Consider the following 8,989-nt stretch of genomic DNA (forward strand, 5'->3'; position numbering starts at 1 on the left):
AGACGCCCTACGCGCTGAGGCGAGACGCATCAGCTACGCCTCCATCAATTCAAACGCGAGCAAGTGGCGCTATTCGGCCATCAACGTGAGAACCTGATCATGGCGCTCCAATTTCCCAATCCCAGCCGTAGCCACGATGCTGCCCGTCAATGCGTGAGCTTCTGGGGATACGACAATTCGCGCGAAATCACCTTCGTGGTCGACGATGCGATGCTGAAAAATCTGCAGCCTGGCGTGGGCAATGACGAACGCTCGATACTCGGTGCGTTCGACGAGTTGCGCGAGCAGCTGCTCGAAATCGCGAAGAAACTGTATGTGGGTGGTCCGCAAACTCGCTACTCAATTTCGTGATCGGCGGCTTTCCCGTCGCTGGGCCTACCTCGTTGCGGAAATCGCTCGCCAAGCTGCCATCGATCACATCATTGGCCCTGCGGACTAGGCGCGAATCCTGATCATCCCGCTAGCTGGAGCCAGGGCAAGTTCTCGCTGATACATGGCACCCGGCGCACCACCGGGCGTTGCGCGTTCAATCCCAAGCGGCGATGTCGCCGACCATCGTTCTTCCATCTTCCACCGGGTCACGGTCTTACCTGTTGAGCTAGCCGCCAAGTTTCTTGGCTAGACAGGAATTTAAACGTGGCGTCGCGCCAAGAAAAGAACCACCCGGCCCCCAGCAACTCCCTCCCCGTACCGGCATTCGTCAAGCAAACTGTACCGGTACTGTACAGAAAACCGTCGCTAAACTGATCTCCATCCCCGCCTCGAACCGAATGGAGAATCCCCGATGGAATTCCTCACCCTCAGCGCGTTGCCCGCCGGCATGCTGTTCGCGCTCGTCACGTCGATCACGCCCGGCCCCAACAACACGATGCTGCTCGCGTCCGGCGTCAACTTCGGTTTCCGCCGCACGATGCCGCACCTGTTCGGCATCAGCATCGGCGTCGCGATCCTGATGCTCTGCGTCGGCTTCGGCCTCGGTGAAGCGTTCAAGCGCCTGCCGCTGCTGTACACGATCCTCGAGGCCGCGAGCGTCGCGTACCTGTTGTACCTCGCCTGGCGAATCGGCACGTCCGGCGAAGTGAAGGCGCACGGCGCCAAGCCGCGGCCGATGACGTTCATCGAAGCCGCCGCGTTCCAGTGGGTCAACCCGAAGGCATGGATGATGGTGCTGACCGCCGCGACGACGATCCGCCTGTCCGCCGATTACGGGATGAACGCCGCCTGGATGTCCGTCGTCTTCATCCTGATCGGCTTCCCGTGCATCTGCTTGTGGGCCGCGTTCGGCCTCGGCCTGCGGCGCTTCCTGTCGAATCCCCGCGCGCTGCGCCTCTTCAACGTGACGATGGCCGTGCTGCTGATCCTGTCGCTGTACCCGCTCATCGCGCACCTGCTGCCGCACTGAGCGCTCGCAAGCGCGCCCGTTGAGCTTCACGTGATGCAGGCGTACCCTTTCGGTACGGGCGCGTGCAACCGCTTCGGCGGTTGCACCGCTGCTCTGCACGGAGATTGCCGATGAAGCCAATGCTGAGAACGGGCGAGCACATCGAGGGAATGCACTGGATCGCCGAGTATCACCCGCTCACGCACGATATCCGCGTGCTGCGCGAGAACATCGAAGTGGGCACGTACTGCGCGCCGCCGACGCTGTTCGGCGACGAGGAAGGGATGGGCGCCGCGAACCACGACGATCATCGCGGCCGGGAAGCCGCGCTGCGCGCGTATCTGCGCAACTTCGTCAAGGAGCACGACGCGGAGGAGTAACGGCGCGCCGGCCGACATGTCGACGGGCCGCGAAAGCGGCCCGGTCCATCGTCGTGCGCCGGTCGATCTGCGTGCGACCCGCCTGAATCGATCATGCTTGGGGCCGGCGCATCGCCCGCCCCGAATGCCGTTCAATGCCCGAGCGACTCGATCTTGCCTGTCGGCTGCGCAACGCCATGCGGCCGCGCCATTTGCTTGATCAGCAGCGCGACACACGCGAGCACGCCCGCGACGGCGATCGTCGCGAACACGCCTGCGAACGAGAAGTGCCGGCGCGTCAGCTCCGCGACGAGGAACGACCCGGCGATCCCGCCGAACCGGCCGACGCCGAGCATCCACGCAACACCCGTGCCACGCCCTTCGGTCGGATAGAACGTGGCGGCCAGCGCCGGCATCGACGATTGCGCGGTGTTCATCAGCACGCCGGCCACGAACACGACCAACACCAGCAGCCCGACGTTGCCGGCCGCCTGCCCGATCGCATACACGCTCACCGCCGTCAGCGCGTAGCACACGGCGATCACGCGATTCGCGTTGAAGCGGTCCATCAGCACGCCGCACAGCACGGCGCCCACACCGCCGAGCGGGAACAGCGCCGAGATCAGCGTCGCGCTCTTCGGCGTCAGGCCCGCATCCTTCAGCAAGATCGGCATCCAGTTGATCGACGCGTAGAAGATCACGAGCCCCATGAAGTACGCGAGCCACAGCATCACCGAGCCGACGATGTACGAACGCGACAGCACGACGCCGAGGCCCTTGCTGCCGGTCTGCGGCGCGGCTTCGGTCAACACGAACGAACCGGCGTTCAGCGCATCGCGCGAGATGCGCGCGAGCGTGGCGCGGATCTTGTCGATGCCCTGACCGGTCGCGACCATGAAGCGCACCGATTCCGGCATCTTCAGCAGCAACAGCACGCCGAGCAGCAGCGGGGTCACGCCGCCGAGCATCAGCACGCTGCGCCAGCCGAAATGCGGAATCATCCACGCGGCCAGGAAACCGCCGAACGCGGCGCCGAGCGGGAAGCCGCAGAACATCAGGTTGATCACGGTCGCGCGGCGCTTGTCCGGGCAGAATTCGCCCATCATCGTGACCGCGTTCGGCATCGCGGCGCCGAGCCCGACACCGGTGATGAAACGCAGGATCGTCAGGTGTCCGATCGTATTCGAGAACGCGGACATCAGGCACGCGACGCCGAACAGGAACACCGAGCCGAGCAGCAACGAGCGGCGGCCGAGCCGGTCGGACAGCGGGCCGGACACGAGCGCGCCGCACGCGAGGCCGAACAGCGCGGCGCTGAGCACGGGCGCGAGATCGGGCTTGGTGAGGTTCCATTCGCCGAGCAGCGACGGCGCGATGAAGCCGATCGCGGCCGTATCGAAGCCGTCGAGCAGCACGATCACGAAACACATGAGGAACACGAGCCATTGAAAACCGCCGAACGGCTGCTCGTTGATGAAGGTCTGTACATCGACCACGGGTGCGCGATTCATCGCTAGTCTCCTTGTCGGCCGAAACGCGCGCTTGAGCGCCCGCTCCGGTCCCATGCAACGTTGATATATGCAAGAAGCGCGGCCTCGTGGCCGCGCCTTTCCTTCGTTCACGCACCGATTCGCTGCCGGCGCGTTCTTCATCGACGACGGCCCGCCAGCCTCGGCGGGCCGCCCGATAGGATCACCGCCGGCACTCAGCCGGCCGCATCTTGTTCCTTGAAGATCTTGTCCGCGAGATGGAATGCGGAATTCGCGGCCGGCACGCCGCAATAGATCGCGGTCTGCAGCAGCACCTCCTTGATCTCGTCACGCGTCACGCCGTTGTTGCGCGCGGCGCGCAGGTGCAGCGCCAGTTCCTCGCCACGGTTCAACGCCACCATCATCGCGATGGTCAGCAGGCTGCGCGTATGGCGCGGCAGCCCTTCCCGGGTCCAGATCTCGCCCCACGCATAACGCGTGATCAGGTTCTGGAATTCCTCGGTCACCTCGGTGCGGTTCTCGATCGAACGGTCGACGTGCGCGTCGCCGAGCACGGCGCGACGCACCTTCATCCCTGCTTCATAACGTTCCTGGTCATCCATCGCCGGTGCCTCACGCAGTCAGGAAATCGAGCAGCGCGCGGTTGAAACCGCCGGTGCACTCGATGTTCGAAATGTGCGCGGCGTCGAATTCGACGTGCAGCGCACCGGGAATCGCGGCGGCAAGCGCGCGGCCCTGGTCGGGCGGCGTCGACATGTCCTTCGCGCCGGTCACGACGAGCACCGGCAACGCGATGCCCTTCACTTCCTCGCGCAGGTCGGCCGCGTTCAGCGCGTCGCAGTTCGCCGCATAGCCATCCTTGTCGGTATGCACGAAGGTGTCGCGGATCGCATCGAACAGGCGCGGCTCGCGTTCGACGAATGCGTCGGTGAACCAGCGCGGCAGCACGGCGTCGGCGAGCGCGGCCATGCCTTCGGCGCGTGCCTTCTGTGCACGCGGCGCCCACACTTCCGGCGAGCCGATCTTCGCGGCGGTATTCGACAGCACGGCGCGCACGATGCGCGACGGGTAGCGCGCGGCGAGCGCGGCGCCCGTCAGCCCGCCCATCGAGATCCCGCAGAAATGCGCACGCTCGATGCCGACGTGGTCGAGCAGGCCGATCACGTCGCCTGCCAGTTGCTCGATCGTGTACGAACCGGCCGGCGCTTCGGAGTGGCCGTGGCCGCGCGTGTCGTAGCGCAGGATGTTGAAGTGCTGCGCAAGCGGGCGGATCTGCGGCGCCCACATCTGCAGGTCGGCACCGAGCGAATTCGAGAAGACGAGCCACGGCGCGTCGTCGCGCGCGGCACGGTCGATCCGGTAATGCAGTTTCACGCCGTTGACAGTGGCGAAAGGCATCAATGTTCTCCTGGTTGTTTCGCACCCGCATGCAGCGCGAGCACGGCATCGACAAAGGCCTGCGCCTCGCCGACGTAATGTGCGGGATCGAGCAGTTGCGCGAGCGCGTCGCGCGACAGGTGCGCCGACACGGTCGCATCGGCGGCGAGCACGTCGAACAGCGTCGCGCCGGTGCGCACGGCTTCCTTCGACGCGTGCTCGACGACGTGGTGCGCATCGAGCCGGCCGATGCGGTCGCCGAGCGCGAGCATCACGGCTTCGCCGAGGATCAGCCCGTGCGTGAAGTCGAGGTTCGCGGCGAGGCGGTCGGTATTCACGTCGAGGCCCGCGACGATCTGCGCGATCTGCGCGAGCGCGCCGCCCGTCAGGCGCGCGAGATCGGGCAACGCATCCCATTCGGCCTGCCAGCCGCCGAGTGCGCGCTCGTGCTCCTGCACCATCCCCGCGAACACGGTCGCGACGAGGCCCGGCGCGCGCACGGCAGCCGTCAGCACGGCCGCGCAGCCGACCGGGTTGCGCTTGTGCGGCATCGTCGACGAGCCGCCCTTGCCGGCGGCGGCCGGTTCGCCCAGCTCGCCGACTTCGGTCTGCATCTGCAGCGACACGTCGCGTGCGATCTTGCCGAGCGTACCGGTCAGCATCCCGAAGCACGACGCGGCTTCCGCGATGCGGTCGCGCTGCGTATGCCACGGCACGGCCGGCGCCGCGAGCTTCAGGTCGGCCGCCAGCGCGGCGCTCACGCCGGCTGCGTGTTCGCGCAGGCTCGCGAGCGTGCCGGCGGCGCCGCCGAACTGCAGCACGAGCGCACGTTCGCGCAACTCGGCAAAACGCGCGCGATGGCGCAGCAGCGCATCGAGCCATTGGGCGAATTTGAGGCCGAGCGTAATGGGCAGCGCCTGCTGCAGCCACGTGCGGCCGATCATCGGCGTCGCGCGATGCGCGCGCGCGAGCGCCGCGAGCGACGCACAGGCTTCGTCGAGCATCGGTTCGAGCACGTCGAGCGTGTCGCGCAACTGCAGCACGGTCGCGGTATCGATGATGTCCTGGCTCGTCGCGCCCCAGTGCACGAACTTCGCGGCCTCGGGGTCGTCGGCCTTCACTTGCGCGGTGAGTTGCTTGACGAGCGGAATCGCGAGATTGCCGCCGAGCGCCGCACCGTGCGCGAGCGCCTCGGCGTCGAGCCGGCCGGCGTCGCACGCGCGTTCGATCGGCGCGACCGCGGCGGCGGGAATCACCTGCCGCGCGGCGAGCGCGCGAGCGAGCGCGGCCTCGACGTCGAGCATTCGCTGGATCGTCGCGCGGGGCGACCAGATCCGGTTGAGCGGCTCGGTGCCGCAGATCAGGGAGGTCAGGCGGGCGCTGTCTTCGAGCATGGCATCAGAATGGGGAAACGGCGTGCGCCTATTGTCTACCCAAGCATGCCGGCGTGCGCTCGAATGCGCGCGCCGGCATGCTTGCCGTTCAGGCGGCGGCCTTTCGCGTCGCGTCGATCAGCGGCACGCCGGTCAGCTTCTGCAGTTCGTCGAACGACAGGTCGGTGAAGATCTCGCTCACCGCGAGGCCGTCGGCCGTCACGTCGAGCACGGCGAGATCGGTGTAGATGCGGCTCACGCATTGCACGCCGGTAACCGGATACGAGCACTGCGCGACGATCTTGCTCTCGCCCTGCTTCGTCAGGTGCTCCATCATCACGAACACCTGCTTCGCGCCGATCGCGAGGTCCATCGCACCGCCAACGGCCGGAATCGCATCGGGCGCACCCGTATGCCAGTTCGCGAGGTCGCCGTTCGCGGATACCTGGAACGCGCCGAGCACGCAGTAGTCGAGGTGGCCGCCGCGCATCATCGCGAACGAATCCGAGTGGTGGAAATATGCGCCGCCGGTGAGCAGCGTCACGTGTTGCTTGCCGGCGTTGATCAGTTCGTCGTCTTCGTCGCCGGGCGCGGGCGCCGGGCCCATCCCAAGCAGGCCGTTCTCGCTGTGCAGGAAGATTTCCTTGTTTCGATCGAGGTGGTTCGCCACCAGCGTCGGCACGCCGATGCCGAGATTCACGTACGCGCCTTCGGGAATGTCCTGGGCGACGCGCTTGGCCATTTCATCGCGGGTCAGTCGTTTCATGTCGGTTTCCTCGAGGCGATCAGGCGGCTTGCGCTGCGGCGTGTTCGGCGGCCAGCTCGGCCGCGTGCGCGGCCTGCGGCACCTCGACGACACGCTGGACGAAAATGCCCGGCGTCACGATGTGTTCCGGGTTCAGCGCGCCGAGCGGCACGACTTCCGACACCTGGACGATCGCGACCTTCGCGGCGCTGGCCATGATCGGCCCGAAGTTGCGCGCGGTCTTGCGGTATACAAGATTGCCCCAGCGATCGCCCTTGTACGCCTTCACGAGCGCGAAATCGGCGTGGATCGGCGTTTCGAACACATACGGCTTGCCGTCGATCACGCGCGTTTCCCTGCCTTCCGCGAGCTTGGTGCCGTAACCCGTCGGCGTGAAGAAACCGCCGATGCCGGCGCCCGCCGCGCGGATGCGCTCCGCGAGGTTGCCCTGCGGCACGAGCTCCAGCTCGATCTCGCCCGCGCGGTACAGCGCGTCGAACACCTGCGAATCGCTCTGGCGCGGGAACGAACAGATGATCTTGCGCACCTTTTTCGCCTTCAGGAGCGCCGCGAGACCCGTCTCGCCGTTGCCCGCGTTGTTGTTGACGATCGTCAGGTCGCGCGCGCCCTGTTCGATCAGCGCGTCGATCAGCTCGGACGGCATGCCGGCCGTGCCGAAGCCGCCGATCATGATTGTCGCGCCATCGTGGACGTCGGCAACCGCCGACTGAAGCGATTCGAAAATCTTGTTGACCATGTCTCTTCCTGATGCGAACCCGCGGCTCGTGCGCGGCCTGTCGAGGGGACACGCGCGTGTCGCGTGCCGCACCGGGGCCCATGTCGATCCCGGCATTTGTTCGCCATTCGAACCTAGATTCGATTAGCGAACGATGGGCCGATCATAGAGGCGCGCACAGCGCGTTGTCAAGGCGGGTTGCCTCGGGGGTCGTCACATCGTCGAACGGCAAGCCGACGTAGTTTTCGGCGAGCGACTGCGCGGCGGCCCGCGAACGCGTCACGTATTTCAGCTCGGCAAACTTCAGGCGATTGACGAACGGCGAATCGTCCGGCGACGCATGCAGCATGTTCGTCATGAAGTACGAGAAGTGCTCGGCGCGCCACACGCGTTCAAGACAGGTCGCCGAGTAGGCGTCGAGCGGCGTCGCGTCGCCCGTCCGGTAGCGCGCGCCGAGCGCGCGGGACAGCGCGCGGACGTCGGCCACCGCGAGGTTCATGCCCTTCGCGCCGGTCGGCGGCACGATGTGCGCGGCGTCGCCGGCGAGGAACAGGCGCCCGTGCTGCATCGTCTCCGACACGAAGCTGCGCATCGGCGTCACGCTCTTCTGCGTGATCCGGCCCTCGGTCGGCGTCCAGCCGGTGTCGTTCGAGAAGCGCGTGTGCAGCTCGTCCCAAATCCGTGCGTCGGACCACTCGGCGAGGTCTTCATCCGGCTTGCACTGCAGGTACAGGCGCGTGACCGTGGGCGAGCGCATCGAGAACAGCGCGAAGCCGTTGTCGTGATGCGCGTACACGAGTTCGTCGAGCGACGGCGCCGCGTCGGCGAGGATGCCGAGCCACGCGAACGGGTAGACGCGCTCGAACGTATTCAGCCGCTCGGCGGGAATCGTCTGGCGCGCGATGCCGTGGAAGCCGTCGCAGCCGGCGATGTAATCGCAGTCGATGCGGTCCGCGCGGCCGTCCGAGTGCTTGAACGTGACGAACGGGTGCTCGCTTTCGACATCGTGCAGCGCGACGTCGCTGACTTCGAAATGCATCTGATGGCCGTGTTCGACCCCGGCTGCGATCAGGTCGCGCACGACTTCGTGCTGGCTGTAGACGGTGATCGCGCGCCCGCCGGTCAGCTCGGACAGATCGATGCGATGACGCCGGCCATCGAACAGCAGTTCGATGCCGTGATGTTCGAGCCCTTCGCGGCGCATCCGGTCGCCGAGGCCGGCTTCGTTCAGCGTGTCGACCGTGCCTTGCTCCAGCACGCCGGCGCGGATGCGGTTCTCGCAATACTCGCGCGAACGCGCTTCGACGAGGATGGAATCGACGCCTTGCAGGCGCAGCAGATGGGAAAGTAGAAGGCCGGACGGGCCGGCGCCGATGATCGCGACTTGGGTGCGCATTGTTCGTCTCCTTATATCTTCGATTTGCTTCAAACTTCAGTTGTGGCCCGCCGTGAGGCGGGCTGCCTTACCGGTTGGCGGCCATGGCACAGCTTGTGTCTCCTGCGAGCCATCGAGCTCGAATCACAGCTC

The 8,989-nt window shown here is 66.4% G+C and carries 10 protein-coding genes; 3 read left to right on the forward strand and 7 right to left on the reverse strand.

Annotated features, from left to right (window positions below; all coding sequences use genetic code 11):
- Positions 1-99: 99 nt before the first annotated feature.
- From C4B30_RS06645 to C4B30_RS06655, 3 genes are all read left to right on the forward strand, one after another.
- On the forward strand, positions 100-351 hold the full coding sequence (locus C4B30_RS06645) for a DUF1488 domain-containing protein (protein WP_027781863.1): 252 nt from the start codon (positions 100-102) through the stop codon (positions 349-351).
- Positions 352-784: 433 nt separating this feature from the next.
- Positions 785-1,402 (forward strand): LysE family translocator, encoded by a 618-nt coding sequence (locus tag C4B30_RS06650; protein ID WP_105132133.1) that lies wholly within the window; start codon positions 785-787, stop codon positions 1,400-1,402.
- A gap of 110 nt (positions 1,403-1,512) precedes the next feature.
- On the forward strand, positions 1,513-1,761 hold the full coding sequence (locus C4B30_RS06655) for a hypothetical protein (protein WP_027781861.1): 249 nt from the start codon (positions 1,513-1,515) through the stop codon (positions 1,759-1,761).
- 131 nt (positions 1,762-1,892) lie between these two features.
- Here C4B30_RS06655 and C4B30_RS06660 read toward each other — a convergent pair whose 3' ends face one another.
- The 7 genes from C4B30_RS06660 to pobA form a co-directional block, all read right to left on the reverse strand.
- Positions 1,893-3,251, reverse strand: a complete 1,359-nt coding sequence (locus C4B30_RS06660) for an MFS transporter (RefSeq protein WP_105132134.1) — start codon at positions 3,249-3,251, stop codon at positions 1,893-1,895.
- 194 nt (positions 3,252-3,445) lie between these two features.
- Positions 3,446-3,832, reverse strand: a complete 387-nt coding sequence (gene pcaC, locus C4B30_RS06665; RefSeq protein WP_105132135.1) for a 4-carboxymuconolactone decarboxylase — start codon at positions 3,830-3,832, stop codon at positions 3,446-3,448.
- A 10-nt stretch (positions 3,833-3,842) separates the two neighbouring features.
- Positions 3,843-4,628 carry a 3-oxoadipate enol-lactonase gene (gene pcaD, locus C4B30_RS06670; protein WP_105132136.1) on the reverse strand — a complete coding sequence of 262 codons (786 nt, stop codon included), beginning with the start codon at positions 4,626-4,628 and terminating at the stop codon, positions 3,843-3,845.
- A complete protein-coding gene (locus C4B30_RS06675) occupies positions 4,628-6,001 on the reverse strand; it encodes a 3-carboxy-cis,cis-muconate cycloisomerase (RefSeq protein ID WP_105132137.1) in 1,374 nt (457 codons plus the stop codon). The genes pcaD and C4B30_RS06675 overlap by 1 nt, the downstream gene beginning before the upstream one ends.
- A gap of 88 nt (positions 6,002-6,089) precedes the next feature.
- On the reverse strand, positions 6,090-6,746 hold the full coding sequence (locus C4B30_RS06680; RefSeq protein ID WP_105132161.1) for a CoA transferase subunit B: 657 nt from the start codon (positions 6,744-6,746) through the stop codon (positions 6,090-6,092).
- A gap of 19 nt (positions 6,747-6,765) precedes the next feature.
- A complete protein-coding gene (locus tag C4B30_RS06685) occupies positions 6,766-7,482 on the reverse strand; it encodes a 3-oxoacid CoA-transferase subunit A (protein WP_105132138.1) in 717 nt (238 codons plus the stop codon).
- A gap of 142 nt (positions 7,483-7,624) precedes the next feature.
- The gene (pobA, locus tag C4B30_RS06690) at positions 7,625-8,857 is read right to left on the reverse strand and encodes a 4-hydroxybenzoate 3-monooxygenase (RefSeq protein WP_105132139.1); all 1,233 of its coding nucleotides are present in this window, start codon (positions 8,855-8,857) and stop codon (positions 7,625-7,627) included.
- Between the last annotated feature and the right edge of the window lie 132 nt (positions 8,858-8,989).

The organism is Burkholderia sp. BE12 (assembly GCF_002959955.1).
Classification (GTDB): domain Bacteria; phylum Pseudomonadota; class Gammaproteobacteria; order Burkholderiales; family Burkholderiaceae; genus Burkholderia.

Coding starts and splice junctions, on each gene's coding strand:
- C4B30_RS06645 (WP_027781863.1), top strand. CDS start 100: ATGGCGCTCCAATTTCCCAATCCCAGCCGTAGCCACGATGCTGCCCGT.
- C4B30_RS06650 (WP_105132133.1), top strand. CDS start 785: ATGGAATTCCTCACCCTCAGCGCGTTGCCCGCCGGCATGCTGTTCGCG.
- C4B30_RS06655 (WP_027781861.1), top strand. CDS start 1,513: ATGAAGCCAATGCTGAGAACGGGCGAGCACATCGAGGGAATGCACTGG.
- C4B30_RS06660 (WP_105132134.1), bottom strand. CDS start 3,251: ATGAATCGCGCACCCGTGGTCGATGTACAGACCTTCATCAACGAGCAG.
- pcaC (WP_105132135.1), bottom strand. CDS start 3,832: ATGGATGACCAGGAACGTTATGAAGCAGGGATGAAGGTGCGTCGCGCC.
- pcaD (WP_105132136.1), bottom strand. CDS start 4,628: ATGCCTTTCGCCACTGTCAACGGCGTGAAACTGCATTACCGGATCGAC.
- C4B30_RS06675 (WP_105132137.1), bottom strand. CDS start 6,001: ATGCTCGAAGACAGCGCCCGCCTGACCTCCCTGATCTGCGGCACCGAG.
- C4B30_RS06680 (WP_105132161.1), bottom strand. CDS start 6,746: ATGAAACGACTGACCCGCGATGAAATGGCCAAGCGCGTCGCCCAGGAC.
- C4B30_RS06685 (WP_105132138.1), bottom strand. CDS start 7,482: ATGGTCAACAAGATTTTCGAATCGCTTCAGTCGGCGGTTGCCGACGTC.
- pobA (WP_105132139.1), bottom strand. CDS start 8,857: ATGCGCACCCAAGTCGCGATCATCGGCGCCGGCCCGTCCGGCCTTCTA.